The 24,311-nt window shown below is 71.2% G+C and carries 25 protein-coding genes; 7 read left to right on the forward strand and 18 right to left on the reverse strand.

The features are described 5' to 3' along the window. Positions 1-16: 16 nt before the first annotated feature. From OO71_RS00065 to OO71_RS00080, 4 genes are read left to right on the forward strand one after another with little or no spacing between them, the layout of a single operon-like run. Positions 17-862: an oxidoreductase gene (locus OO71_RS00065; protein WP_033287716.1), complete on the forward strand. Its 846-nt coding sequence runs from the start codon at positions 17-19 to the stop codon at positions 860-862. Then, positions 859-1,581 (forward strand): SDR family oxidoreductase, encoded by a 723-nt coding sequence (locus OO71_RS00070; RefSeq protein ID WP_033287493.1) that lies wholly within the window; start codon positions 859-861, stop codon positions 1,579-1,581. The genes OO71_RS00065 and OO71_RS00070 overlap by 4 nt, the downstream gene beginning before the upstream one ends. 10 nt (positions 1,582-1,591) lie before the next feature. Beyond that, a complete protein-coding gene (locus OO71_RS00075; protein ID WP_033287494.1) occupies positions 1,592-1,921 on the forward strand; it encodes a YciI family protein in 330 nt (109 codons plus the stop codon). Further along, on the forward strand, positions 1,918-3,111 hold the full coding sequence (locus tag OO71_RS00080; RefSeq protein ID WP_033287495.1) for an RNA polymerase sigma factor: 1,194 nt from the start codon (positions 1,918-1,920) through the stop codon (positions 3,109-3,111). Before OO71_RS00075 ends, OO71_RS00080 begins: the two co-directional genes overlap by 4 nt. Here the strand turns inward: OO71_RS00080 and OO71_RS00085 are convergent. Then, complete coding sequence (locus OO71_RS00085; protein ID WP_033287496.1) at positions 3,108-3,692, reverse strand: TetR/AcrR family transcriptional regulator; 585 nt, start codon at positions 3,690-3,692, stop codon at positions 3,108-3,110. The two genes, OO71_RS00080 and OO71_RS00085, sit on opposite strands and share 4 nt — an antisense overlap. Positions 3,693-3,811: 119 nt before the next feature. Here OO71_RS00085 and OO71_RS00090 point away from each other — a divergent pair, with 119 nt between their 5' ends. Together OO71_RS00090 and OO71_RS00095 are read left to right on the forward strand one after the other, a co-directional pair. After that, positions 3,812-5,245: an amidase gene (locus tag OO71_RS00090; protein WP_033287497.1), complete on the forward strand. Its 1,434-nt coding sequence runs from the start codon at positions 3,812-3,814 to the stop codon at positions 5,243-5,245. A 457-nt stretch (positions 5,246-5,702) separates the two neighbouring features. Beyond that, a complete protein-coding gene (locus OO71_RS00095; protein ID WP_156096097.1) occupies positions 5,703-6,779 on the forward strand; it encodes a GDSL-type esterase/lipase family protein in 1,077 nt (358 codons plus the stop codon). 78 nt (positions 6,780-6,857) lie between these two features. On the opposite strand, the gene OO71_RS00100 is transcribed toward OO71_RS00095, so the two are convergent. From OO71_RS00100 to OO71_RS00115, 4 genes are all read right to left on the reverse strand, one after another. After that, on the reverse strand, positions 6,858-7,157 hold the full coding sequence (locus OO71_RS00100; RefSeq protein WP_033287498.1) for a hypothetical protein: 300 nt from the start codon (positions 7,155-7,157) through the stop codon (positions 6,858-6,860). Further along, positions 7,144-7,377, reverse strand: coding sequence for a hypothetical protein (locus OO71_RS00105; RefSeq protein ID WP_033287499.1), 234 nt, complete (start codon positions 7,375-7,377; stop codon positions 7,144-7,146). The genes OO71_RS00100 and OO71_RS00105 overlap by 14 nt, the downstream gene beginning before the upstream one ends. A 19-nt stretch (positions 7,378-7,396) precedes the next feature. Next, positions 7,397-7,849 carry an Lrp/AsnC family transcriptional regulator gene (locus OO71_RS00110; protein ID WP_033287500.1) on the reverse strand — a complete coding sequence of 151 codons (453 nt, stop codon included), beginning with the start codon at positions 7,847-7,849 and terminating at the stop codon, positions 7,397-7,399. A gap of 82 nt (positions 7,850-7,931) precedes the next feature. Next, positions 7,932-9,074 carry a M24 family metallopeptidase gene (locus tag OO71_RS00115; RefSeq protein ID WP_033287501.1) on the reverse strand — a complete coding sequence of 381 codons (1,143 nt, stop codon included), beginning with the start codon at positions 9,072-9,074 and terminating at the stop codon, positions 7,932-7,934. A gap of 156 nt (positions 9,075-9,230) precedes the next feature. Here OO71_RS00115 and OO71_RS00120 point away from each other — a divergent pair, with 156 nt between their 5' ends. Next, on the forward strand, positions 9,231-10,175 hold the full coding sequence (locus OO71_RS00120) for a 5'-3' exonuclease (RefSeq protein ID WP_033287718.1): 945 nt from the start codon (positions 9,231-9,233) through the stop codon (positions 10,173-10,175). 105 nt (positions 10,176-10,280) lie between these two features. Here the strand turns inward: OO71_RS00120 and OO71_RS00125 are convergent, their stop codons facing one another. From OO71_RS00125 to pafA, 13 genes are all read right to left on the reverse strand, one after another. Then, the gene (locus OO71_RS00125) at positions 10,281-11,498 is read right to left on the reverse strand and encodes a GNAT family N-acetyltransferase (protein WP_033287502.1); all 1,218 of its coding nucleotides are present in this window, start codon (positions 11,496-11,498) and stop codon (positions 10,281-10,283) included. A gap of 41 nt (positions 11,499-11,539) precedes the next feature. After that, positions 11,540-11,920, reverse strand: coding sequence for a DUF4333 domain-containing protein (locus tag OO71_RS48150; RefSeq protein ID WP_063739982.1), 381 nt, complete (start codon positions 11,918-11,920; stop codon positions 11,540-11,542). Positions 11,921-11,955: 35 nt separating this feature from the next. Continuing rightward, on the reverse strand, positions 11,956-13,146 hold the full coding sequence (locus OO71_RS00135) for a GNAT family N-acetyltransferase (RefSeq protein WP_033287503.1): 1,191 nt from the start codon (positions 13,144-13,146) through the stop codon (positions 11,956-11,958). A 46-nt stretch (positions 13,147-13,192) separates the two neighbouring features. Beyond that, complete coding sequence (locus OO71_RS00140; RefSeq protein ID WP_033287504.1) at positions 13,193-13,891, reverse strand: DUF4333 domain-containing protein; 699 nt, start codon at positions 13,889-13,891, stop codon at positions 13,193-13,195. Positions 13,892-14,041: 150 nt separating this feature from the next. Further along, entirely contained in the window at positions 14,042-16,810 is a 2,769-nt protein-coding gene (locus OO71_RS00145; protein ID WP_033287505.1) for a DEAD/DEAH box helicase, read from the reverse strand. Between the two features lie 4 nt (positions 16,811-16,814). Then, positions 16,815-17,738 (reverse strand): diacylglycerol/lipid kinase family protein, encoded by a 924-nt coding sequence (locus OO71_RS00150; RefSeq protein ID WP_051790846.1) that lies wholly within the window; start codon positions 17,736-17,738, stop codon positions 16,815-16,817. 3 nt (positions 17,739-17,741) lie between these two features. Then, the gene (tatC, locus tag OO71_RS00155; protein WP_033287506.1) at positions 17,742-18,707 is read right to left on the reverse strand and encodes a twin-arginine translocase subunit TatC; all 966 of its coding nucleotides are present in this window, start codon (positions 18,705-18,707) and stop codon (positions 17,742-17,744) included. A gap of 87 nt (positions 18,708-18,794) precedes the next feature. Further along, complete coding sequence (tatA, locus tag OO71_RS00160; protein WP_033287507.1) at positions 18,795-19,133, reverse strand: Sec-independent protein translocase subunit TatA; 339 nt, start codon at positions 19,131-19,133, stop codon at positions 18,795-18,797. Positions 19,134-19,158: 25 nt separating this feature from the next. Next, positions 19,159-19,383, reverse strand: a complete 225-nt coding sequence (locus OO71_RS00165) for a bacteriophage holin (protein ID WP_033287508.1) — start codon at positions 19,381-19,383, stop codon at positions 19,159-19,161. Between the two features lie 9 nt (positions 19,384-19,392). After that, positions 19,393-20,373 carry a helix-turn-helix transcriptional regulator gene (locus OO71_RS00170; RefSeq protein ID WP_033287509.1) on the reverse strand — a complete coding sequence of 327 codons (981 nt, stop codon included), beginning with the start codon at positions 20,371-20,373 and terminating at the stop codon, positions 19,393-19,395. Beyond that, on the reverse strand, positions 20,370-21,356 hold the full coding sequence (locus OO71_RS00175; protein ID WP_033287510.1) for a helix-turn-helix transcriptional regulator: 987 nt from the start codon (positions 21,354-21,356) through the stop codon (positions 20,370-20,372). The genes OO71_RS00170 and OO71_RS00175 overlap by 4 nt, the downstream gene beginning before the upstream one ends. Before the next feature lie 463 nt (positions 21,357-21,819). Next, positions 21,820-22,848, reverse strand: a complete 1,029-nt coding sequence (locus OO71_RS00180; RefSeq protein WP_033287511.1) for a WD40/YVTN/BNR-like repeat-containing protein — start codon at positions 22,846-22,848, stop codon at positions 21,820-21,822. A gap of 91 nt (positions 22,849-22,939) precedes the next feature. Beyond that, complete coding sequence (gene pafA, locus OO71_RS00185; protein WP_033287512.1) at positions 22,940-24,298, reverse strand: Pup--protein ligase; 1,359 nt, start codon at positions 24,296-24,298, stop codon at positions 22,940-22,942. Between the last annotated feature and the right edge of the window lie 13 nt (positions 24,299-24,311).

Raw genomic sequence — 24,311 nt, forward strand, 5'->3', positions numbered from 1 at the left:
AAACTTGCCGGAAAACATGCCTGCACCCGTCTGGTTCATCACCGGGTGTTCCACCGGACTCGGCCGCGCGCTCGCGACCGCCGTCCTGGAGCGCGGCCTGCGTGCCGTGGTCACCGCTCGTGATCCGGAACGCGTCGCCGGCCTGGTCGCCGCGTATCCCGGGCGCGCGGTGGCGGTCGCGCTCGACGTGACCGATCCGCGGCAGATCACCACCGCGGTCGTCGAGGCGGAACGCGCGTTCGGCCGGATCGACGTGCTGGTCAACAACGCCGGGTACGGCTACCTCGCCGCAGCCGAAGAAGGTGAGGACGCCGAGATCCGGGCGTTGTTCGAGGCCAATGTGTTCGGCTTGATGGCGCTCACCCGCGCCGTGCTGCCGGGTATGCGAGCGCGGCGGAGCGGGCACGTCGTGTCGGTGTCGTCGCTCGGCGGGCTGGCGGCCTTCGGTGCGACCGGCTATTACCACGCCACGAAATTCGCGGTGGAAGGTTTCACCGAATCCCTTTCCGCGGAGGTCGGGCCGCTCGGCATCGGGGTCACGATCGTGGAACCGGCGGCGTTCCGCACGAACTGGTCGGGCCCGTCGATGCGGGAGTCCGCGATCCGGATCGACGACTACGCCGACACCGCAGGCGCACGCCGCACCTCGACCCTCGCCACCTACGGCAAGCAGCCCGGCGACCCCGCCCGCGCCGCCACCGCGGTGATCGACGCCGTGACCTCGGCCGAACCGCCGCTGCGGCTGCTGCTGGGTCGCGCGGCCTACGACATCGCCACCGCCCGCCTCGACACCCTCCGCAAGGGTTTCGACGACTGGCGTGATGTCACCCTTTCCGCCGATTTCCCTGCGGAGACGGCATGAGCAGGGTCGCCCTGATCACCGGGGCCAGCAGCGGGATCGGTGACGCCACCGCCCGAAGGCTTGCGGCCGACGGATGGCACGTCGTCGCCGGGGCCCGCCGTGAGGACCGGCTGGGCTCACTCGCCGAAACCGTCCGCGCGGCCGGTGGCAGCATCGAGGTCCACCGGCTTGATGTGACCGACCGGGCGGATGTTGCGGAGTTCGTCGACCGCGCGGTGCGCGACCACGGCCGGGTCGATGCGCTCGTCGCGAACGCGGGCGTGATGCCGCTGTCGCGGTTGGACGCCGGGCTCGTCGACGAATGGGACCGGATGATCGACGTGAACATCCGGGGCCTGCTCAACGGAATTGCCGCCGCGCTACCGCATTTCACCCGGCAAGGTTCGGGGCATTTCGTGACGGTCGCGTCGATCGGCGCGCACCAGGTCACGCCGACCGCGTCGGTGTACTGCGGCACGAAGTACGCGGCATGGGCGATCACCGAGGGGCTGCGGCTGGAGTGCGATCCGGGCATTCGCGTCACCACCATCTCCCCCGGCGTCGTCACCTCCGAGCTGGCCGACACGATCAGCGATCCGGACACGCGCGAGTTCATGCAGAGCTACCGCAAGAACGCGATCGAACCGTCGGCGATCTCCGGTGCCATCGCCTACGCTCTCGCTCAGCCGGCCGAGGTGGACGTGAACGAGATGATCGTGCGGCCGGCCCGGCAGAGGTGAGAGGTGGTCCATGCCGCAGTACCTGCTCGGGATCCAGCAGCCCGACGGCGGCGCCCCGGCGGTGGACGTGCTGGCGGACATCGTCGAGCGGCTGGACGCGGTCGCCGGCGAGATGAAGGCGGCCGGGGCCTGGGTGTTCTCCGGCGGGCTGGCGCCACCGGACCAGGCGCGGGTCGTCCGGCCGGGTGTGCTGCACACCGACGGGCCGTTCGCCGAGGGCAAGGAACATCTCGGCGGGTTCACCATCGTGACCGCGCCGGACCTGGACGCGGCGACGGAATGGGCGCGCCGGATTTCCGAGATCACCACCCTGCCGGTGGAAGTCCGGCAGTTCCGGTGACGGTCGATGCGGCCGTGCTCGAGCGGGTGTTCCGCGCCGAGCACGGCCGCGCGGTGTCCGTGCTGGCCAAGGTGTTCGGGGATCTCGACCTCGCCGAGGACGCCGTGCAGGAGGCGTGCGCGATCGCCACGGCGAAGTGGCCGTCGGAGGGTCTTCCGCCGAGCCCGGCGGGCTGGCTCGTGACCACCGCGCGCAACCGCGGAATCGACCGTCTGCGCCGGGAATCCAGCCGCGCCGACCGGTATGCGCAGGCCGCTTTGCTGTACGCGGATGAACCGTTCGACGAAGGCGCGGTACCCGACGAGCGGCTGCGGCTGATCTTCACCTGCTGCCACCCGGCGCTGGGTACGGCCGCCCGGGTCGCGCTCACGTTGCGGCTGCTGGGCGGGCTGACCACGGGCGAGATCGCGCACGCGTTCCTCGTCCCGGAGCCGACGATGGCGCAGCGGCTCGTGCGCGCGAAGGCCAAGATCCGCGATGCCCGGATCCCTTACCGGGTGCCGGACGAGTCCGATCTCCCGGCGCGGCTCGACGCCGTTCTCGCGGTGCTGTACCTGATTTTCACCGAAGGCCACACCGCAAGCGGCGGCGGAGAACTCGGACGGCCGGACCTCGCCGCCGAGGCAATCCGGCTCGCCCGCGTGCTGGTGACGCTGCTGCCCGGCGAGCCGGAAGTACTGGGGCTGCTGGCTTTGCTGCTGCTCACCGAGTCCCGGCGCGCGGCCCGGCTCGGCGCCGACGGGGTCCCGGTCCTGCTGCCCGACCAGGACCGCAGCCGGTGGGATCGGGCACTGATCGCGGAAGGCCAGCACCTCGTCCGGCAGTGCCTGCGGCTGGATCGGCCGGGGCCGTACCAGATCCAGGCCGCGATCAACGCCGTCCACAGCGATGGCACCGATTGGGTGCAGATTTTGGCTTTGTACGACCAATTGCTCACCTTCACGCCGACGCCGGTCGTCGCCCTCAACCGGGCAGTCGCGGTCGCCGAGGTCGAGGGTCCCGCCGCCGCGCTGGCTCTCGTCGACGCCCTCGACCTCCGGACCAGGCACCTGTTCCACGCCATCCGGGCCGACCTGCTCGCCCGCCTCGGCCGGACCACCGCCGCTGCCGCCGCGTACGACGAGGCTCTGCGGCTTGTGGTCAACGACGCCGAACGTCGTTTGCTGACCCGGAAGCGCGCGGCTCTTTAGCGGCGGAGGATCGTCTCGACCATCCTCAGCAACCGCGGCCCCGCATCTTCCACGCTGCCGTTCTGCACGCTGACCTGTGCCCCTTCCATCAGGAACGTCAGCTCCGCGGCGCGCTGTTCCGGGTCCGGCAGACCGGCGCACATCGCGGTGAGCCGGGCGAGCTGGCGGGTTTTGTGCTCGTGGATCAGGCGCCGTGCCGGGTGGTCCGGGGCGGGGAGTTCGGCGATCGAGTTCGTGAACGGGCAGCCGCGGTGCGAGATCGCGGGGAGGCCGTCGGCGATGAACCGCGCGACCGCCCGGATCTGGTCCGCCAGGTCGCCGGGATGGGCCTGTTCGGCGCGGTCGAACGCACTGGAGTAGTCGTGCGCGACGATGCGCAGCCACTCGGTGATGAGCGCGTCCTTGGTCTCGAAGTGCCGGTAGATGGCCATTTTCGTGGTTCCGGCGCGCTCCGCGATCGCCTGCACGCCGACGTGCCCGATGCCCTCGGCGAGGAAGAGCTCCTCGGCCGCGTCGAGGATGCGCTCGCGGGGCGGCAGCTTCGCGACCCGGGTCGGGCGGCGGGCGGAGGTGCTGGTCATCGGGTCGTCCTCGGGTCGGCGGAGGGGGCTGGCGCCAGGCTGCTGCCCCGGCTACGGTACACAATCGTACCTGACGATACCGCTCGGTCTCATTCGAGACTTGCCAGTAAAGGTGTGCGATGAAGATCTCCGAGTACGTGAGCTGTGACGCGGTGGGCCTGGCCGAACTGGTGGCCCGGCGCGAGGTGACGCCCGCCGAGGTCGCCGGCGCGGCCGGGCGGGCGGTCGAGGCGGTGAACCCGCGGATCAACGCGGTGGTCGAGACATGGCCGGCGGAGGACGTTCCGGAGCCGGGCCCGCTGGCCGGGGTGCCGTTCCTGATCAAGGACCTGGGGATCACCATGGCGGGCAAGCGATCGGAGCTGGGCAGCCGGCTGGCGGCGGGAGCGGTCGCCGCGGCCGATTCGTTCCTGATGCGCCGCTTCCGGCGCGCGGGCCTGGTGACGATCGGCCGCACCACGACCCCCGAGATGGCCTACAGCACCACCACCGAACCGGTGCACTACGGCGCGACCCGCAACCCGTGGTCCCCGGATCGCAGTGCTGGTGGGTCCAGCGGTGGGTCCGGAGCAGCTGTCGCCGCCGGGATCGTCCCCGTCGCGCACGCCACCGATGCCGCGGGTTCCATCCGGATTCCCGCTTCCTGCAACGGTTTGTTCGGCCTGAAGCCGACCCGCGGCCGAGTGTCGATGGGCCCGGACGTCGACGAGATCTTCAACGGCCTGGCCGTGCAGGGCTGCCTCAGCCGGACCGTACGCGACAGTGCGGTGCTGCTCGACCAGATCCAGGGCGCGGAACCGGGCGACCCGTACTTCGCCGCACCGCCCGAACGTTCCTACGCGTCCGAAGTCACGCGTGCCCCGGGCCGCCTGCGCATCGCCGTGCTCTCTGCGCCGTGGGGTGGCCGCGCCTTGACCGCCCCGGTGTCGGCCGCCCTGTCCGGCACCGTGCGCCTGCTGGAATCCCTGGGCCACGACGTCTCCGCACCGCTGCTGGACCTCGGTGTCCCGTGGGAGGAATTCGTCCTGGGCAACGCCCGCCTGTGGACGGCCAACCTCGCGACGTGGATCGACGACCTCGCCGCAGCCCACCACCGGCCGGTCGACCTGACCACGCTGGAGCCGGTCGTGCTGACCGGCTACCACTACGGCCACACCGTGACCGGCGACGAATTCGTCCGCGCTTTGGCGATGCGCAACCAGGTCGCGCGCACCATGGCGGGCCACTTCGGTACCCATGACGTCCTGCTCTCCCCCACGCTGCCCGAACTGCCCGTCCCGCTGGGTACCCACGCGGACGGTGCCGAGGACCTGGACGGCCTGGGCTGGCTGGACCGCCTCTTCGACCGCTCCCCCTTCACCGCAGCCGCCAATGTGGCCGGTGTCCCGTCGATGTCGGTCCCGCTGGCCCACGACACGCCGACCGGCCTGCCGATCGGCCTGCAGTTCACGGCCGCCTCCGGCCGGGAGGACGTCCTGTTCCGCCTCGCCGGACAGCTGGAGGAAGCGTCCCCGTGGCGCCACCGGACCCCGGCGGTGTGGGCGGGTGAGTGATCCGATCCGGGAGTCCACTGTGGACGTTCGATTCCCGGCTGGAGTTCCGGTGGATCCCGTGATGCTGCAGTCCACCCGGACCTCACCTGGCATCGGTCTCAGCGCCGTCGGCTCCCGCTCGGGACGAGTCCGATAGGTCTCACCGCCCCGCGACGCACAGGATGACCGGGGGCAGCCGTCCTGCTCCGCAGTGATCCACCCCGACCACCACGGCGGCGATGGGTCACGCAGCCCGCGACGCGGCAGGGCGAAGGTCACGCCTCACCGGTCCAACCCCAGCAAGCCGTGCGGCCCGGTCCGGCGAGCGACGCCCTTCGCCGAACCTGGTGCCCATCCCCGGCAGTCGGTTCGGCATCGCCTCCCCGCTCCGGTTCTCGCTTGGTCGTCACCGCCTCCCCTCCCCGGCGGTCGGCCGTCCCCGCCTCCGGACTCCGGTTCTCGCTAGAATCGGGTGGCGATGCGACGATTCCGGTGGTGGTGGGGGGCGCTGGTCCTGGCCTGTGTGGCGGCGCTCGCGAGCTTTTTCGTCTTCTTCGGCACCGAGAGCCAGCCCGGGCGGCCGTTGCCTCGGCGTGGGCCGCCGGGGACCGGGCCGCTCACCGTGGTGGCGATGGGCGACAGCACGGTGTCCGGCGAGGGCGCCGGTGCCTATACGCCGGACACCGACGGCCGGAATGGTGACTGGTGCCACCGCTCCACCAATGCGTTCGTGCAGAAGGTGCGCGTCGCCGAGGTGACGGCGCGGGTCAATCTTGCCTGTTCGGGCGCGCCGGCTGCGCAGGTTGCGCTCGGGGATGCGAAGCAGTGGGGGGAGCGGTCACAAGCGGCGCAGCTGGCCGACGTCGTGAAGGATCACCGGGTGGCGGTCGTCGTGATTGCGGTCGGGGCGAATGACGATCCGAAGTTCTCCGCGCAGGTGAATTCGTGTTTCCGGGCTTGGTTTTCGGCTGACGGGCCGTCGTGCAATGTCGAGCTGAAGCGCACCTGGCAGTCCAAAGTGGACGCGATGGTGCCGAAGGTGGCGAATGCGGTCGGCGATGTGAAGAAGGTGCTGGCGCAGGCGGGGTATGTCCCGGCGGATTACCAGCTCGTGCTGCAGTCCTACGCCACCCCGGTCGGCCCGGACATTCCGCCGGACCTGCAGAGTCTCAACGGCTGCCCGTTCCGCACGGACGACCTGCAGTGGATCTCCACCGCGGGGATCAGCACGCTGGCGGCGGGGGTCAAGCAGGCGGCGCAGCAGTCCGGTGCGCGGTTCCTGGACCTGGCGCGGGCCGGGGAGCGTCATGAGGCTTGTTCCGGCGGGGCGTTGGCGGCGTCGGAGTGGTTCACCCGGCTGACGCTGCATTTGAACGACCTCACGCAGGAGGATCGTGCGCGGCACGCATTGCAGGAGTCCTTTCACCCCAATGCTGCCGGGCATGCCGCGATCGCGGATTGCCTGTCGGAGTTCCTCGCTGCGCGTGGCGGAAACGGCGCCTGCATTTCCGGCCCGGACGGCAAGCTCCACGCCGTTCCGGAGCCCGTTGGCTGAAGTCCGTGAAGGGAACCATGAGGGAATCTGATTCCGTGATGGTTCCCTTCACGGACTTCAAGCGGGCGGTGAAGGCGGTCAGAGATCCAGGGCGGCGCGGAGGGCGACGTCGATCTGCTCCTGCACATCCTGGTCGATCTCGGCGATGCGCTCGGTCAGCCAGGGCCGGTACAGCCTGGTCAGGTTGAGCGTGGACACCCAATAGCGCGCATCGACCGCGACCCCCAGGATGTCCTGCGGGTCGCGGTCGAGTAGTTCCGTGCCGAGCAGCCAGGGGCGTTCGGATTCGTTCACGCCGTCCGAGGACAGCAGGACTACCGTGCGTTGCCGGGCCGGATCGGTCGGCGGGTGGTACGTCCAGACTTCACCCCTGTGCACGCATGTCCTTTTCCGCCGTTGCCCGTTCCGTCTCGTCGGCCTCCGCCGCCGGCTCCGGCTCCGCGGAGGGCCGCTGCGGGGTGTAGCCGGTGCGGACTGCCTCGCGCCGGGCCGCTTTCGACAGCCAGGACGAGACCGAGATGCCGTGTGCCTTCGCGGCCCGCTCGGCGAACTCGAGCGCACCGCTGTCGAGTGAGAGAGTCACCTTACGCGTTGCCATACCTTTTACCGTACCACCATCACAGCGTCGGCGAGCGTCCTTCGAACGGGGTGGACAGGACGACCGTCGTGCGCGTGGACACCTTCGCCGCCTCGCGGATGCGCCGGAGCAGGTCCTCCAGGCCGAGGGGCGACGCGACCCGCACCAGCAGGATGTAGGACTCGTCGCCCGCCACCGAGTAGCAGGACTCGATTTCGGTGATGTGCTGGATGCGCTGCGGGTAGTCGTCCGGCGCGGCGGGGTCGTTCGGGGTGAGCGAGATCAGCGCGGTGAGGGGCAGGCCGATCTGCTCGCCGTCGAGCCGGGCGGTGTAGCCGAGGATCACGCCGCGCTGTTCGAGCCGCCGCACCCGCTGGTGCACGGCCGACACCGACAGCCCGACCCGTTCGGCGAGATCGGTGAAGCTACGCCGCCCGTCGGCCGCGAGCTCCTGCACGATCGACTGGTCGAGCGGCTCCAAGGGCCCGCTCATGCCGTCGCCTCCTTGAGGAGTTGCACGCTGGTCGATCGGGAGGCGACGGCATGAATGACCATGATTCGCTGGCAAGCGGCGCTCATGCGTCCAGCACGACGAGCTCGTGCGGCCGCGTGTTCACCGCCTCCACGCCGTTCCCGGTGACGACCACGATGTCCTCGATCCGCGCACCCCAGCGGCCCGGCTGGTAGATGCCCGGCTCGACGCTGAACGCCATTCCCGCCTCCAGCGGCAGCGTGTTACCCGCGATGATGTAGGGCTCCTCGTGCACGTCGAGGCCGATGCCGTGGCCGGTGCGGTGGATGAAGTACTCGCCGAACCCGGCGGCTTCGATCACGTCGCGTGCGGCGGCGTCGACCTGCTCGGCCGTGACGCCCGGGCGTACCGCGTCGACCGCCGCCTGCTGGGCACGCTGCAGCACTGCATAGGTGTCCGCGACGTCGGCGTCGCGGGGTTCGCCGATCGTGTAGGTGCGGGTGGAGTCGGAGTTGTACCCGTCGGGCAGCGGGCCGCCGATGTCGACCACCACCACGTCGCCGCGTTCGATCACGCGGCCGGACACGTCGTGGTGCGGGCTGGCGCCGTTCGGGCCGGACCCGACGATCACGAAGTCCGCGTGGTCGTGGCCTTCCTCGACGATCGCGGCGGCGATGTCGGCCCCGACCTCCGCCTCGGTACGGCCCGCGCGCAGCCACTCCCCGACCCGCGCGTGCACGCGGTCGATGGCCGCACCAGCGGCGCGGAGGGCGTCGATTTCCGCGGCATCCTTGCGCGTCCGCAGCTCGCGCACGATCGGCCCGGCGAGGGTCTGCTCGGCGTCGCCGAGGGCCGTGCGCAGGGCCAGGACGTGCAGCGCCGGGGTGAAGTCGCTGACCGCGACGCGGCCGGGCTTGCCGAGCCGGTCGGCCACCAGCCGGTACGCGTCGTCGCCGTCGACCCAGGTCAGCACCTCGATGCCGAGCTCGTCGGTGGGGACGTCGGCGTACCCGGGTGCTTCCAGCTTCGGGACCACGAGCGCGGGCGTCCCCTCGGCGGGCACGACCAGCGTGGTCAGCCGCTCGAACGACCCGCCTGCTTGGCCGAGCAGGTACCGCAGGTCGGACCCCGGGGCGACGAGCAGCGCGTCGGTGTCCGCGGCCGCGGCGGCTTTCGCGGCACGGTGGAGACGGGCGCGCAGTGCGGCAGCATCGGGGGCAGGCGTGTGGAGGGATCGGCGCGACATGGGGCCGAGCCTAGTACCGGCACCCCGGCAGAGCCCGCCCGTACTCCCCCAATGCCACATTCGCTGCATCCCACGCACCCAACGCCACATTCGCTGCGTCAGATGCACCCAATGCCACATTGGGGTGGTGCGGGCCGGGCGTGGCAGGCTGTGCGGGTGACCGGACCACTCGCTCTCCTCGATTCCGCGAGCCTCTACTTCCGCTCGTTCTACGCGCTGCCCGACTCGATGACCGCGCCCGACGGGACGCCGGTCAACGCCGTGCGCGGGTTCACCGACACGCTCGCCCGCATCCTCACCGACCGCCGCCCGTCGCGGCTCGTCGCGTGCCTCGACGCGGACTGGCGGCCGAAGTTCCGCACCGACCTGCTGCCGAGCTACAAAGCGCACCGGGTCGCGGTGCCCGGGCACGGCGAGGCCGACGTCGAGGAGGTGCCGGACACGCTGACCCCGCAGGTCCCGGTGATCCTCGAAGTGCTGGCGGCCTTCGGGTTCGCCACCGCCGAGGCGGCCGGTTACGAGGCCGACGACGTCATCGGCGCGCTCGCGACCCGCGAGCAGGACGCGCCGGTCGAGGTGATCACCGGCGACCGTGACCTGTTCCAGCTGGTCCGCACGGAGCCGACGCCGACGTCGGTGGTGTACGTCGGCAAGGGCTGGGCGAAGGCGGAAGTGCTGGGACAGCGCGAAATCGCCGAAAAGTACGGCGTGCCGGCCGACCACGCCGGACCCGCGTACGCCGACATGGCCGCCCTGCGCGGCGACCCGTCCGACGGGCTGCCGGGCGTGGCCGGAATCGGCGAAAAGACCGCGGCGAAGCTGATCACCCAGTTCGGGTCGCTGGAGGAGCTGGTGGCCGCGTCGTCGGCGGGCGATTCGCGGGTGCCGCTCAAGACCCGGCTGCGGCTGTCCGAGGCCGCGGACTACCTCGCGGTGGCCCCGACGGTGGTCCGGGTGGCAGTGGACGCGCCGGTCGAGCAGTCCGGGCCCGACACCGTGCCTGCTGCGCCCGCCGACCCGGAGCGGGTCGCGGAACTGGCCGAGCGCTGGAACCTGGGCCGCTCGGTGGAACGGTTGCTGGCGGCCCTTCCGGGAGCCTGAGAGAACACCGGCGGGCCTGCGCTCGCGCAGCACAGGAGCCACCGGTCCGCCGCGACCACGCACCTCGAGAAGGATCACCGAGCCGCGCCCAGCGCACCCCCGCGCTCAGAAGTGCGTGCCCGACCAAGGCCGTTCCGCTGTGCCGAACAACGTGTCCACCTGCGCCAGCGTCCGGTCGTCGGCGCCGGTGATCCGCCCGGCCAGTGCCAGCGGACCGGCCTGCCACTCGCCGAGGTAGAGCATCGCCAGGGTGTCCACGTCCAGTTCCAGGTCGGCAGCCTCATCGGTGCGGGTGACCCCGTCCGGCCCGACCCGGTAGCGGCCGCGGTTGTCCGGCAGCATGCGGTCGTGCACCTCCATCACCACCGGCTCCGCCGGGCCGTACGTGCGGGCCGCGAGCGCACCGGGCACGTCGACCAGCCGCAGCCACAGCTCGTCCTCGATGTCGGTGGTGCGGGCGCGGCGGGGGTCGGCCAGCAGCAGGCTCACCGGTTCGTCCACCGGTCGGCCGCGGACGTGCACTGCCTCGACCAGGTCCACCGACAGCAGGAACCGCCACAGCCCGGCGACTGCTTCCGGGCCGGCTGCCTGGAGGTCGCGGACGTCGAGGAGCGCGCCGCGTTCCGGGTCGTCGCGGTGCATCTGCCGGGTGGTGCGGAATTCGACGTACCCGTCGTCGCCGTCGGGTCCGGTGTGGACGGCGACGCGGTGGTTGCCGCCGTCTTTGCCGAGGTGCCAGTGGAACGCGATGGGCCACCAGCGGTCCGGGCGGGCGAGCCGTCCCGCGCGACTCGTGCCGATGCGTTGGTACAGCGCGGGAATCGTCGCGATGGCCTCGTCGGTGGTGAGCAGCCGGACGTGACCGGGTGCGGTGACGCCCTCGCGCAGCCGCGCGGGATGGCTGACCCGGAAGGTGGCCGACGACGTCGCGGCGCCGTAGCCGAACCGCCCGTAGATCACTGCCTCGCTGGCGTGCAGGCCGGCGGCGACGTAGCCGCGGTTGACGAAGTCGTGCAGCTGCGTGTCCATCATCGCGGTGAGGACGCCGCGGCGGGTCCAGTCGGCTCGCACACCGACGCCGTCGACCGCGGCCATCGGCACCCTCCCGCCGCCGGGCACGGTGAGCGTGGTGGGGAACGAGCTGGCGATACCGATCGGGTCGTCGCCGTGGAAGGCGCCGGTTTTGCCGTCGGCCGCCCAGGAATCGGCCATCGGGCCCCAGCGCTCGTCCGGGATCGGGTCGCCGTGCAGTGAGCGCAGGAGCAGGTCGAAAGTGGACCGCCGCTCGGGGTCGGTGATCGGGCGTACCACGTAGTCGCTCATGCCCCGATCCAACCAACGAGGCCGGTCCGGTGCCATTGCTTTTACTGCGGTGCGTCCACCCGGTACTCGCCGCCGGTGCCGGTGACCGTGATCGGCACGCGTTTCTTCGTGCCCCCGATGTCCACAGTGCACTGGAACTGCGATCCGTCGGCGACCGGCTGGCGGTCCGGGCACGACACGGTCCCGACGTGCTGGAGCTTGTACGTGGTGGTGAGGATCCGGGTGACCGCGGAGGCCATCGCGCGGGCGTCGAACACCCGCGCGGGTTCCGAGGCTCTGGTGACCGGTGCCGAAGTGGAGGCCGGGCTGCTACTGGGGGTGACGGTGACGGTCTGGACCACCGGCGGCGGGGTCCCGCTGTCGCAGCCGGCGGCTCCCAGCAAACCCATGCCGCACAGCAGCAGCACCCGCACGGCGCGCATCTTTCCGCCCCTCTGCGCGAAACCTCTGGTCACGGTCAGAAGAAAGTACCGCACCAGGCTGATTCGCGCGTGCTGAACAGGACGTCGGCGGGGGCCGACGCCGCGGGGTCGAGCACCTCGATCCGGCCGGTCGAGGCCAGGGCCGACGCACGCCACGTTCCGAAGTAGAGCATTGCGAGGGTGTCGACGGACAGCCGTAGCGCCGGCGCTTCTTCGGTGCGTTCGGCGCCGTGCGGGCCGACGCGGTAGCGGCCGTCGTTGCCGGGCAACGCACGGTCGTGGACTTCGAGGACCACCGGTTCGGCCGCCGCGTACGTGCGGCCGGCCAACGCCGCGGGCACGTCGACCAGCCGCAGCCAGCTTTCGTCGCCGCTGTTTTCGGTTTTCGCCATCCGCGGGTCGGTGAACAGCAGCGGCGTCGGTTCGTCGAGCGGGCGCATCGGGAGCACGATCTCGTCGACGAGGTCGACCGACAGCAGGAACCGCCACAGGCCGGCGAACGCGGCCGGGTTGGCGTAGTGGAACGCCATGACCTGCAGTTTCCCGGCGTCTCGGTCGACGTGGTACAGGAGGTAGCCGTCTTCGCCGTCCGGGCCGCGGTGCACGGCGGTCTGGACCAGCTTCGACTGCCGGTGCAGGAAGGATTCGAACCCCGGCCAGTACAGCGCGGGCCGGATCATCGCGGCCAGGCGGCCCACGCCGGTCGCGGCATGCAGTCCGGGCCAGCGCGGGGCGGCTTCCTCGATCCCGGACACCGTGACCTCGCCACCGGCCGGGACCTCGGGACGCAGCTGAGCGCGGGCCCGGTTCACCACGACCTGGTGTGCGAGCGTCGCGACCCCGTAGCCGTAGCGGCCGTAGATGGCGCCTTCGGTCGCGTGCAGCAGCGCGAGGGTCACGCCGCGTTCGGTGAAGTCGGCCAGTTGCGCGTACTGGAGTGCGCTCAGCACTCCTCGCCGGGTGCGTCCGGCCCGCACGCCGACGCCGGTGACCGCGCCGGTGGACAGCCGGGCGCCGCCGGGCACGACCATCTCGGCGTCGAAAGATTGGGCCGTGCCGATCAGGTCCGGCCCGAATGCGCCGAAGCAGCGGCTGTCCTGGTGCCCGGGGCCGCTGCGGTCCCATTCCTCGTCGGTCCCGGGCGGGACGTGCAGCGCGGCCCGGAACAGGTTCCAGGCCGCGCGGTGCTCGTCGGTGCGCAGGAGCCGGACGGTGTGGTCGGTCATGCTCCGATCATCGTCGGCGCGCCCGCCTCGGTGCCACCGGTTTGCGTCACTTCGCGGCGGGCGGTGACACCTCGTAGTTGCCGTCGGTGCCCTTCACCGTGATCGGGACCTGCTGCGGTTTGCCGTTGATGGTGGCGGTGCACTCGAACTTCGCGCCGTCGGACACCTTCTGCTCGGCCGGGCAGGTGACGCCGCTGACGCCCTGGATCTTGTATGTGTCGGTGAGCAGCTTCGCGACGTCGGTCTGCATCTGGGTGTTGTTGAAGACCTGGGTCTTGAAGAACCCGGGCGCCACGAACCCGAGGATCGCGACCACGGCCACCACGACCACGAGCGCCCCGATCCCGATGAACAGGCCCTTCTTCGACCCGCCGGAGGAACCGCCCGGCTCGGGTGCGGGCTGGGCGTAGTCGTACTGGCCGGGCTGCTGGCCGCCGTACTGCTGCGGTTGCGCGCCCTGCTGCGGGTACCCCTGCTGCTGGCCGCCGTAGGGCTGGCCGTATTGCTGCTGCTGGGGCGGTGGCTGCTGTCCCCACTGCTGCTGTTGCTGCGGGTAACCGCCGGGCTGCTGGCCGTACTGGGGTTGCTGTCCATACTGCTGCGGCGGGTACGGCTGCTGCTGGGGCCCGCTCGGCGGGTAGGCGCCTCCCGGCTGCTGCCCGTACTGCTGCGGGTCCTGGCCGTAGGGCTGCTGCCCGTACTGCGGCTGCTGCCCTGGGTCGTTGCCGCCATACGGCGTGCTCATCGTTCGCCTCCGCCTTCACTCGTGTGCATCCGTGTGCCCCCGGACGGGTTACCTGCGCACGGTGTCGAGCGCGATCCAACCACAGCTCGGGGCGGAGCACACGCGACCACGCGCAGGTTGTCCGTCCGTTACGTCCGGGTGCCCGGCCGGTCAGGCACCGCCGGCCGCCACGACGCCGCGGCGCAGGGCCCGCACGGCCTGTTTCGCGGCGGCCCCGACCGGGTCGGTCTTGCCGAGTACCTCGCGGATCTGGTCGAGCAGGTCGATGACCTGGCGGCACCAGCGGACGAAGTCGCCCGCGGACAGTTCCTGGCCGTTGGTTTCCGCGGCGGTGAGCACTTTTTCGAGGGATTCGCCGCGGGCCCAGCGGTAGACCGGCCAGGCGAAACCGGCGTCCGGTTCGCGGGTGCGGTCGAGCCGGTGGCGGCGTTCGTCCTCGGTGAGCTCGACCCACAGGCGGCTCGTTTCCTGCCACGCCACCGGCACCGCGCCGCCGGGCAGCCGGGGTTCGCCCGCGGTGTCGCGGCGGGCTTCGAAGACGAGCGTGGACACGACCGCGGCCAGTTCGGCCGGGCCGAGGCCTTCCCAGACGCCGTGCCGGATGCATTCGGCGGCGAGCAGGTCGGACTCGCTGTAGAGGCGGGCGAGCCGGTGGCCGTGTTCGGTGACCCGGTTTTCACCGGTCCCCGGGCCGAGATAGCCGCGTTCGCCGAGCAGCCGCAGGATCCGGTCGAACGCGCGGGCCAGCGAGTGCGTGGTGGCCGCGACTTTCCGTTCCAGCTGCTCGGTTTCCGCCGCGAGCCGCTGGTAGCGCTCGACCCAGCGGAGGTTGGCTTCGCGTTCGGCGAGCCCGTGGCACGGGTGGGCGCGCAGGGCGCGGCGGAGCGCGGCCAGTTCGGCGTCGTCCCCGGCGCTGGTGCGGCGGCGTTGCCTGCCGGGCAGGGCGATCCCGGCGTTGCGCAGTGACGAGGCGATGTCGCGGCGGGTTTTGGGTGAGCGCAGCTCGATGTGCTTGGGCAGCTTGATCCGGCCGAGTGCTTCGACCGGGGCCGGGAAGTCGGCGGCCGACAGGGGCCCGGACCAGCGGTCCTCGGTGACGACCACGGGGCGGGGTTCGCGGATCGGGTCGAGTCCGGGGTCGACGACCACGGCGAGCCCGGCGCGCCGTCCGGCCGGGACGGCGATGACGTCGCCTTTGCGCAGTTTCTCGAGCGATTCGGCGGTTCCGGCGCGGCGGGCCGCGGTGTTCTGCCGGGACAGGGTTTTCTCGCGGGCGGAGATTTTCGCGCGCAGTTCGACGTACTCGAGCATCTGGTCGAAATCGCCGGTGACCGCCTCGGTGTAGCCGTCGAGGGCTTCCTTGTTGCGTTCGATCCGGCGGGCGGTGCCGACCACCGACCGGTCGGCCTGGAACTGCGCGAACGACTGTTCCAGCAGGTCACGGGCGGCGTCGGCGCCGACCTGGGCGACCAGGTTCACGGCCATGTTGTAGCCGGGGCGGAACGACGACCGCAGCGGGTACGTGCGGGTGGAGGCGAGCCCGGCGACGGCTTTCGGGTCGACCCCGGGCTGCCAGGCGACGACGGCGTGGCCCTCGATGTCGATGCCGCGGCGGCCGGCGCGGCCGGTGAGCTGGGTGTATTCGCCCGGGGTGAGGTCGACGTGGGCCTCGCCGTTGTATTTCACGAGGCGTTCGAGGACGACGGTGCGGGCGGGCATGTTGATGCCGAGCGCGAGGGTTTCGGTGGCGAACACGACCTTCACCAGGCCGCGGACGAACAGTTCCTCCACGGTTTCCTTGAACGCGGGCAGCAGCCCGGCATGGTGGCCGGCGATGCCGCGTTCGAGCGCCTCGCGCCATTCCCAGTAGCCGAGGACGCCGAGGTCGCCCTCGGGCAGGTCGGCGGTGCGTTCGTCGACGATCCGGCGGATTTCCTCGACCTGTTCGGGGCCGTTGAGCCGCAGGCCGGAGCGGACGCATTGGGCGACCGCGGCGTCACAGCCGGCGCGGGAGAAGATGAACACGATCGCGGGAAGCAGCCCGGCGGTGTCGAGCCGGTCGACGACGTCGACGCGTGATGGGGGCCGGAACCGGGGCCCGCGTGGGGGTGCGCCGCGCCGTCCGCCGCGTGGGCCGCGGAAGCCGGCGGGGGCGAAGCGGCCGAGGTCTTCGGTGCGGCGCAGCAGGGTGGGGTTGATCCGGAGCTGCTCCCCCGGGTCGGCCTCGTTCTGGCCGGCGAAGAGGTCGAGCAGGTGGTTGCCGACGAGCATGTGCTGCCACAGCGGGACGGGCCGGTGCTCGTCGACGACGACCGTGGTGTCGCCGCGGACCTCGACGAGCCATTCGCCGAACTCCTCGGCGTTGCTGACCGTGGCGGAGAGGCCGACGACGCGGACGTGCTCGGGCAGGTGGAGGATCACTTCCTCCCAGACCGCGCCGCGGAACCGGTCGGCGAGGTAGTGCACCTCGTCCATCACGACGTACCCGAGTTCGGGGATCGCGGAGCTGCCTGCGTAGAGCATGTTCCGCAGGACCTCGGTGGTCATGACGACGACCTGGGCGTTGCCGTTGATCGAGGTGTCCCCGGTGAGCAGGCCGACCGTGTCGGTGCCGTAGCGGTCGGCGAGGTCGGCGTACTTCTGGTTGGACAGGGCCTTGATCGGTGTGGTGTAGAAGCATTTGCGGCCCTCGGCGAGCGCGAGGTGGACGGCGAACTCGCCGACCACGGTCTTGCCGGCGCCGGTGGGGGCGCAGACGAGGACGCCGTGGCCGTCCTCGAGGGCCTGGCAGCCGCGGACCTGGAAGTCGTCGAAGTCGAAGGAGACCTCGCCGGCGAACCGGGTCAGCTGGGGGTGTTTTCCGCGGCGCCGCGAGCTCGCGTAGGCCTCGGCCGGTGATGGTGAAGGGCTAGTGGCCACCCGGTCAGGGTTTCACACGTCCCGGACGGTCCGCACGCCGCGTGCCCGACGCCACGACGGTGAGGGCGGCCGGGACGCAGGTCGCTTCGACCGGGGTGCGGCCCTGGTCTTCGCCGTCGGCGTAGGCGGGCCAGCCGGGCGCTTCGATCCGCAGGGTGCGGGTGCGGAGGGTCCGGACTGCCGGGTGGTCGACGTGGGAGCCGGTGCGCAGGCCGGGCAGCAGCCGAAGGAGCTCGAAGCGGCTCGCGGAGCCGATGACAGTGACGTCGAAGAGGCCGTCATCAGGGGTTGCGGCAGGGCAGATCGGCACTCCGCCGCCGTAGTACGGCGTGTTGCCTGCGGCGACCAGGGTGGCGTCGAGTTCGAGGGTGCCGTCGTCGGTGTGCAGGACGATCGGGCGGGGCCGGAACGCGGCGAGCTCGGCGAGGATGGCCAGGTCGTAGCGGCGGGGTCCGGCGGGCCAGCGCATCGCGTTGGCGCGGGCGTTCACGGCGGCGTCGAACCCGCTGCAGAGCACGGTGGCGAACCAGGTGTCGTCGAGGCGGCCGAGGTCGACGCGGCGGCGGGCGCCGTCCCGGAGCGCGTTCGCGAGGGCGTTGGTGGCGGCGCGCGGGTCGGCGGGGATGCCGAGGGCGCGGGCGAAGTCGTTGCCGGTGCCGGACGGGACGAGCCCGAGCGCGACTCCGTGGTCGGCGCAGAACTGGACGCCTTGGTGGGCGGCGCCGTCGCCGCCGAGCACGATCAGCACGTCGAGGCCTTCGGCGTGCGAGGACTGCATCAAGGCGCGGGATTCCGCGACGCTGGTGGCGGTGAGGACGTCGAGCCGGTCGACCGCGGGCCGCAGCCGCGCGGCGACGGCTTCGGCGATGCGGGCGGCGGCGCCGTGGCCCGAGGCCGGGTGGACGGCCAGCGCCGCGTTGAGGCCCACGGGTCAGGTGATGTCGTCGGTGGACCGGCCGGTGGCGCGCGGGGCCGCGGGTGCGTCGTCGGCGGTGCTGGGCGTGTAGTCGAAGGGCGCGGCTTCGTCGTCGGCGAGCTTGTCCCAGCCCTCGTCCTGGCGGACGCGGTCGAGCTTGCGGTCGTGGAACCGGGCGATCTGGATCGAGATCTCGAAGAGCAGGGTGAGCGCGGCGGCGAGGCCGAGCATGGAGAACGGGTCCGACCCGGGGGTGGCGAACGCGGCGAACACGAACAGCCCGAACACGATGCCGCGGCGCCACCGCTTCAGCTGCTGGTACTTGAGCACGCCGACGCGGTTGAGCATCACCACGAGCAGCGGCAGTTCGAAGCTGACCCCGAAGATCACCAGCAGGGAGAGGATGAACGAGATGTACTTGTCCGCGGTGAGCGCGGTGACGAACTGTTCCTGGCCGAACCCGGCGAGCAGCGCCAGCGCGTGCGGGACCAGCAGGTACGCGAGCACGGCACCGGCGGCGAAGAGCGCCGAGGCGAAGCTGACGAAGATGAGCGCGTACCGGCGTTCCTTGGCGTAGAGGCCGGGCGCGATGAACGCCCACAGCTGGTACAGCCAGGCCGGGGACAGCAGGACCGCACCGGCGGCGACACCGACTTTGAGGCGGATCATGAACGCTTCGAACGGGACCGTCTGCAGCAGGCGGCAGCCGGGCTGGTCACCGGCGAAGCGTTGCGAGGCCGGGATCGCGCAGTACGGGTCGGTCATGATGTTGCCGAGCGACGGGATCGGGCCGAGGCGCTGCTCGAACCAGATGAACCCGAAGATGCCGCCCACGACGACGAAGAAGAGCGCCCAGCCGAGCCTGCGGCGGAACTCGTAGATGTGCTCGATGAGCGTCATCGTTCCGTCGGGGTTGGCCCGGCGGCTGCGCCGTCGCCGTTTGCCGGACCGGCTTCCGTTGCCGTTGGCGGCTTCCGCCACTGGTCGTTCCGTTCTCGTGAAAGCCCTGCGGGACGTGCCGGACCGGCGCGCGCCCGTGGACCGGGGACCGGGTGGTGCGCGCGGAGGTCAGCTCGCGTTCTTCTGCGCCTGGTCGGCGGCCTGCTGCTTCTTGAGCTCGTCGAGCTGGCGCTGGAGGTCGGCGACCTGCTGGTCCTGCGCGGTGCCCGGCGTGCTCGCCGCGGCAGCTTGGGTGGGGGTGGTGGCCGCGGGCGGGATCTGGCGGGTTTCGGCCGGTTCGGCGTCGGCGTTCGCCTTGTTCTCGCCGGAGAGGTCCTTGGTCTCGGCCTTGAAGATCTTCATGGATTTGCCGATGGACCGGGCGGCGTCCGGGAGCCGCTTCGCTCCGAACAGCAGAACCACCACGATCACCAGAACGATGATGTGCCACGGCTGCAGCGCGTTCATGGTCGTCTGCCCTCCTTGTCTGGGGTCAGTGCTGATGGTACTTGTTCGCGGGCTTGCTGCGGCGTTCGGCCACGGCCACGCGCAGTGCCGCGGACCGGGCCCGGAGCAGGCCGGTGCGGTCCTGGGTGTGGGTACTCACCATGCTCACGGTGCGGCGGAAACGGCGCAAGACTCCGGCGATCCGTACCAGCAGGAGGGCCAGGACGACGAGGCCGGCCGCGAGCAGCACGTAAGCGGGCAGGTACGGCACGGAGTCACCTTAACGGTCGCAGGTTGCCGTCAGATGACGGGCTCGGGCCACCGCGCCGGCGGCTCGGCATCGGACTGCCTCCGCGAGCGTTTCCGGGCTCTCGACCTGCGCTTCGCCGCCCAGGCTGAGCACGAGACGCACCATCCAGGGCTCGTCGCTGTAGCGCATCGCGATGCGCAGCCGGCCGCCGTCGAGCTCGGCCAGCTCGTCGCACGGGTAGTACTCGGCGACCCAGCGGGCGTCCTGGTCGAGCACGAGCTGCGCGATCCGCTGGTCGGGACGGGCGGAGAAGACGCCGTCGGACAGGTCGGTGGGCCGAGCGTGCGCGGGAGGTGTGGCGGGTTCGTCGAGGACGGTGAGCTCGTCGATGCGGTCGAGGCGGAACAGCCGGACACCCTCGACGCGGCGGCACCACGCTTCGAGGTACCCGACGCCTTGGACGATCACGAGCCGCATCGGGTCGACGGTGCGTTCGGTGATCTGGTCGCGCGACGCCGTGTAGTACCGGATCCGCAGCGCGCGGCCGCGTTGCAGGGCCCCGGCGACGGTTTCGCGGTTGCGGGCGGCGCGGGCGCCTTCGCGGACTCCTCCCCCGACGACGACTCCGGCCGGGCGGGCTTGTCCGGCGGCGTCCTCGATTTTGGCGATGGCGCGGCGGACGGCGTCTCCGTCGGCCACCCCGGGGGTTTCGGCGAGTGCCCGGAGCGCGACGAGCAGCGCGGTGGCTTCGCCGCCGGTGAGCCGCAGCGGACGGCTCATGCCCGCGTCGTGGGTGACGACGATGGTGTCACCCTCGAAGGACAGGTCGATGAGGTCGCCGGGGCCGTAGCCGGGGAGGCCGCACATCCACAGCAGTTCGAGGTCTTTGCGCAGCTGGCGGGGGCTGACGTCGAAGTCGTGGGCGGCCTCGTCGATGCGGATGCCCGGGCGGGCCAGCAGGTACGGGACCAGCGCGAGCAGCCGCGGCATGCGTTCGCCGGACCCGGTCACGGCACCCTCCCCCCGGCGCGCGCGAGGACGGCTTCGAGCCGGTGCTGCACCGATTTGGCAAGGACGTCCGGCTCCAGCACGAGAACGTCGGGACCTTGGGCGGCCAGCCAATCCGCGGCCGATTCCGGGAAATACAGGCCGATCTCGATGACGTCACCCGCTTCGCCACCGACCGTCTCCCGCCCGACGACCTCACCGCGGCGCCGGACCCCGGCGGCCCGCCCGTCAGCGACCCAGATCCGCGCGGTGGTGACCGGCGACGGGTCGTCACCCCCGGTGACGGATACGAGCTGCAGCAGGTTGACCCCCTCGGGCCGGATCACCGCGCCGGGCTTGCCGACAGTGGTGACCTTGCCGGTGACGCGCGAAAGCCGGAAACAGCGGGACGCGTCCCGGTCCCGGTCATGCCCGACGACGTACCAGCGAGCCCGCCAAGACACGACGCCCCACGGCTCGAGCGTGCGAATCCGGCGCTCCGGCGACCCGCTCCGCCGATATTCGAACCGGACGACCTGCCCGGCCTGCACAGCGGCAAGCATCGGCGCGAACGCCGGTTCGGCCCGCACCCGCGGCTCGATGACGGTGGGTGCCTGGTCGTCGACCTCGACCCCGGCAGCGCGTAGCTTCACGAGCGCGCCCTGGGCCTGCCCGGTGAGCTCGGGAGAGTCCCAGAGCCGCACCGCGAGCCCGACAGCGGCGGCCTCGTCCGGAGCAAGGTCGATCTCGCCGAGCTCGTAGTCGCGGCGCGCAATGCGGTACCCCTCGACCGCGTCGAAGGCGGAGTTACGGCCGGTCTCCAGCGGGATGCCGAGCTCCCGCAGCTCGGTCTTGTCGCGTTCGAACGTCCGGAAGAAGGCGTCGTCGCTGGCCGCGTCGGCATACCCGGGCACGATCCCGCGAATCCGCTCGGCAGTGAGGTACTGCCGGGTGGAAAGCAGGGCCAGCACAAGGTTGACCAGCCGTTCGGCACGTGCGGTGGACACCAGACGACTCTAGCTCGCGTCCGCCACCGGGATTGTCAGGTGTGGGGTGCGCGCGTCGCTTCTCTTGGCGCGAGGGGACGGATCCCGCACGGATGATCACTGAGCGTGGGAAAACCCCGCTCCCCGCCGTCGATTTTCACCGCTTCGGCAAGCCGGATCGTGTCACCAACGCCACCGCCGCTCGGGGCTTTGCCTTCCCCGCGGCGGGACGTCCGTGAAGGCCACCTTCACGGAATCTGAGTCCGGAATCTGATTCCCTCATGGTTCCCTTCACAGCCCTATCACCACCCAGGCCGCACCCGCGCACCCACCGGGACCCGGGCACCCAGACCCGGCCCTGCACCCCGATACGAAGCCAAAAACACGGGCGGAGGGTGCTTGTCAAGGCATCTTTCCCGCCTTGACAAGCACCCTCCGCCCGTCGTCACAATTCCGGCTTCGGGGTGCCCCCACCGCAACGCGGTCAGAACGTCAACCGAGCAACCCGCCCCGACGAACCGCTGGCCCAGCACGCCCCCATCCGACCGCAGTCGACCGTGTCGAACCCGCCGACGCCCAGCCGGGACCAATGGCGCCCACCGTCGGGGCTCAGGTCGCTACCACCCGGCCCGACAGCGAGAACCGACCCGCCACGCCAAGCCAGCCCGGACCGGTAACCCGCCGGATACTCCGACGGCGTCCGCCACGTCCGCCCACCATTGCGACTCAACGCGACAGCCGGACCAGCCGCATCCGGATGGGCGTAGTCACCACCGATGACAATCCCCTGCCAGGGCGTCCGAAACGCAACCGCGAACACCCCGGCCGACGCGCTCCCCGGCAACGGTGTCTCGGCAGCCCGCCAGTGCAGCCCACCGTCCGCGGAATGCAAGACCCGGCCCCGCGAACCACCGCCAGTAGCGAGCCAAGCGTCGAACGGCCCGGCCGTCGTAACGCACTGACCACTCGCCGCAAACCCGGCCTCACCAGGCAGCGCGGGCGGGAACGCGGCATCAGGGAGCTGCCGCCAGTGGCGTCCGCCGTCGACCGTGCTCTGGACCCGGAAGCGGCCGTCGACCGGGTCGCTCATCGCCAGCCCACGCCAGGGGTCGAAGAACGCAAGACAGTCATAGAACGCGGCAGGGTCCGTGTTGCCGAAGGTCTGCCGCCAATGCTGCCCGCCATCGTCAGTGCGGTAAATGCGAGAGTCCGTCCCGGCACCGATCGACAGCACCACCGCATGATCGGCGTCGAACGCCTCGATATCGCGAAACTGCAGCGCTCCGGTACCCGGCGGACCCACCGAACTCCAGTGCCGCCCGCCGTCGACAGTCCGCAGCACCGTGCCCTCGGTACCGCTGACCCACGCGACCCGGTCGTCCACCGCCGACAGCCCGCGGAACTGCGCCGTGACGCCCGTGGGCAGCAACCGCCACGACGGCAGCCCGGACGCCGCGGCGACCCCGCCCAGCGACACCGACAGCACCGCCAGCAACACCAGAACCACCCGCATGCGCCGATCCTCCCGCACCCGGAAGGCGACTTTCGTCGGGTTCGTCAAGCCGCGCTCCCGGCCACCGGAGCAACCAGCCGGACCTCAAGAACTACAGCGACCCGATCAGCCTCTCCACCCGCTCGTCCACCGACCGGAACGGGTCCTTGCACAGCACCGTCCGCTGCGCTTGGTCGTTCAGCTTCAAATGCACCCAGTCCACCGTGAAATCACGCCCGGCCGCCTGCGCGGCCGCGATGAAATCGCCCCGCAGCTTCGCCCGCGTGGTCTGCGGCGGAGTGTCCTTCGCGACCTCGATCTCGCCGTCGTCGGTGACCCGGCGGACCAGGCCTTTCCGTTGCAGCAGGTCGAAGATGCCGCGGCCGCGGCGGATGTCGTGGTACGCCAGGTCCAGCTGCGCGACCCGCGGGCTCGACAGGTCCAGGTCGTGCTTGGCCCGGTACCGCTCGACCAGGCGGTGCTTGATGGCCCAGTCGATCTCGGTGTCGATCTTGCTGAAGTCCTGCTGCTCGACCGCCTCCAGCGCGCGGCCCCACAGCTCGACCACGCGTTCGTTGGCCGGGCTGGAGCCGTTTTCCTTGAGGTGCTGCACGGCCCTCGCGTGGTACTCGCGCTGGATGTCCAGCGCCGAGGCCTCGCGGCCGCCCGCGAGGCGGACCTGGCGGCGGCCGGTGAGGTCGTGGCTGATCTCGCGGATCGCGCGGATCGGGTTGTCCAGCGTGAAATCGCGGAACTGCACGCCGGCCTCGATCATCTCCAGTACCAGGTTCGCGGACCCGATCTTGAGCATCGTGGTGGGCTCGGCCATGTTGGAGTCGCCCACGATCACGTGCAGCCGCCGGTAACGCTCGGCGTCGGCGTGGGGCTCGTCGCGGGTGTTGATGATCGGGCGCGACCGGGTGGTGGCGCTCGAAACGCCTTCCCAGATGTGCTCCGCGCGCTGCGACAGGCAGTACACCGCGCCGCGCGGGGTCTGCAGGACCTTGCCCGCGCCGCAGATGAGCTGGCGGGTGACCAGGAACGGCAGCAGCACGTCGGCGATCCGGGAGAATTCCCCGGCGCGGGTCACGAGGTAGTTCTCGTGGCAGCCGTAGGAGTTGCCCGCGGAGTCGGTGTTGTTCTTGAACAGGAAGATGTCGCCGCCGATGCCCTCGTCGGCGAGCCGGCGCTCGGCGTCCACGAGCAGGTCCTCGAGGATCCGTTCGCCTGCTTTGTCGTGCGTGACGAGCTGGGTGAGGTCGTCACATTCGGCCGTCGCGTACTCGGGGTGCGAGCCGACGTCGAGGTACAGCCTCGAGCCGTTGGACAGGAACACGTTCGACGAGCGGCCCCACGAGACCACCCGACGGAACAGATAGCGCGCGACCTCGTCAGGGGAGAGCCTGCGCTGGCCGTGAAAGGTGCACGTGACCCCGAACTCGGTCTCGATGCCAAAGATCCGCCGCTGCATTCCACCAGAGTAG

The organism is Amycolatopsis jejuensis, from assembly GCF_000717335.1.
GTDB classification, from domain to species: Bacteria; Actinomycetota; Actinomycetes; order Mycobacteriales; family Pseudonocardiaceae; genus Amycolatopsis; species Amycolatopsis jejuensis.

Coding starts and splice junctions, on each gene's coding strand:
- OO71_RS00180 (WP_033287511.1), bottom strand. CDS start 22,848: ATGCGGGTGGTTCTGGTGTTGCTGGCGGTGCTGTCGGTGTCGCTGGGC.
- OO71_RS00075 (WP_033287494.1), top strand. CDS start 1,592: ATGCCGCAGTACCTGCTCGGGATCCAGCAGCCCGACGGCGGCGCCCCG.
- OO71_RS00125 (WP_033287502.1), bottom strand. CDS start 11,498: ATGAGCGACTACGTGGTACGCCCGATCACCGACCCCGAGCGGCGGTCC.
- OO71_RS00115 (WP_033287501.1), bottom strand. CDS start 9,074: ATGTCGCGCCGATCCCTCCACACGCCTGCCCCCGATGCTGCCGCACTG.
- OO71_RS00140 (WP_033287504.1), bottom strand. CDS start 13,891: ATGAGCACGCCGTATGGCGGCAACGACCCAGGGCAGCAGCCGCAGTAC.
- OO71_RS00105 (WP_033287499.1), bottom strand. CDS start 7,377: ATGGCAACGCGTAAGGTGACTCTCTCACTCGACAGCGGTGCGCTCGAG.
- OO71_RS00090 (WP_033287497.1), top strand. CDS start 3,812: ATGAAGATCTCCGAGTACGTGAGCTGTGACGCGGTGGGCCTGGCCGAA.
- OO71_RS00135 (WP_033287503.1), bottom strand. CDS start 13,146: ATGACCGACCACACCGTCCGGCTCCTGCGCACCGACGAGCACCGCGCG.
- pafA (WP_033287512.1), bottom strand. CDS start 24,298: ATGCAGCGGCGGATCTTTGGCATCGAGACCGAGTTCGGGGTCACGTGC.
- OO71_RS00070 (WP_033287493.1), top strand. CDS start 859: ATGAGCAGGGTCGCCCTGATCACCGGGGCCAGCAGCGGGATCGGTGAC.
- OO71_RS00065 (WP_033287716.1), top strand. CDS start 17: ATGCCTGCACCCGTCTGGTTCATCACCGGGTGTTCCACCGGACTCGGC.
- OO71_RS48150 (WP_063739982.1), bottom strand. CDS start 11,920: ATGCGCGCCGTGCGGGTGCTGCTGCTGTGCGGCATGGGTTTGCTGGGA.
- OO71_RS00095 (WP_156096097.1), top strand. CDS start 5,703: ATGCGACGATTCCGGTGGTGGTGGGGGGCGCTGGTCCTGGCCTGTGTG.
- OO71_RS00085 (WP_033287496.1), bottom strand. CDS start 3,692: ATGACCAGCACCTCCGCCCGCCGCCCGACCCGGGTCGCGAAGCTGCCG.
- tatA (WP_033287507.1), bottom strand. CDS start 19,133: ATGAACGCGCTGCAGCCGTGGCACATCATCGTTCTGGTGATCGTGGTG.
- OO71_RS00110 (WP_033287500.1), bottom strand. CDS start 7,849: ATGAGCGGGCCCTTGGAGCCGCTCGACCAGTCGATCGTGCAGGAGCTC.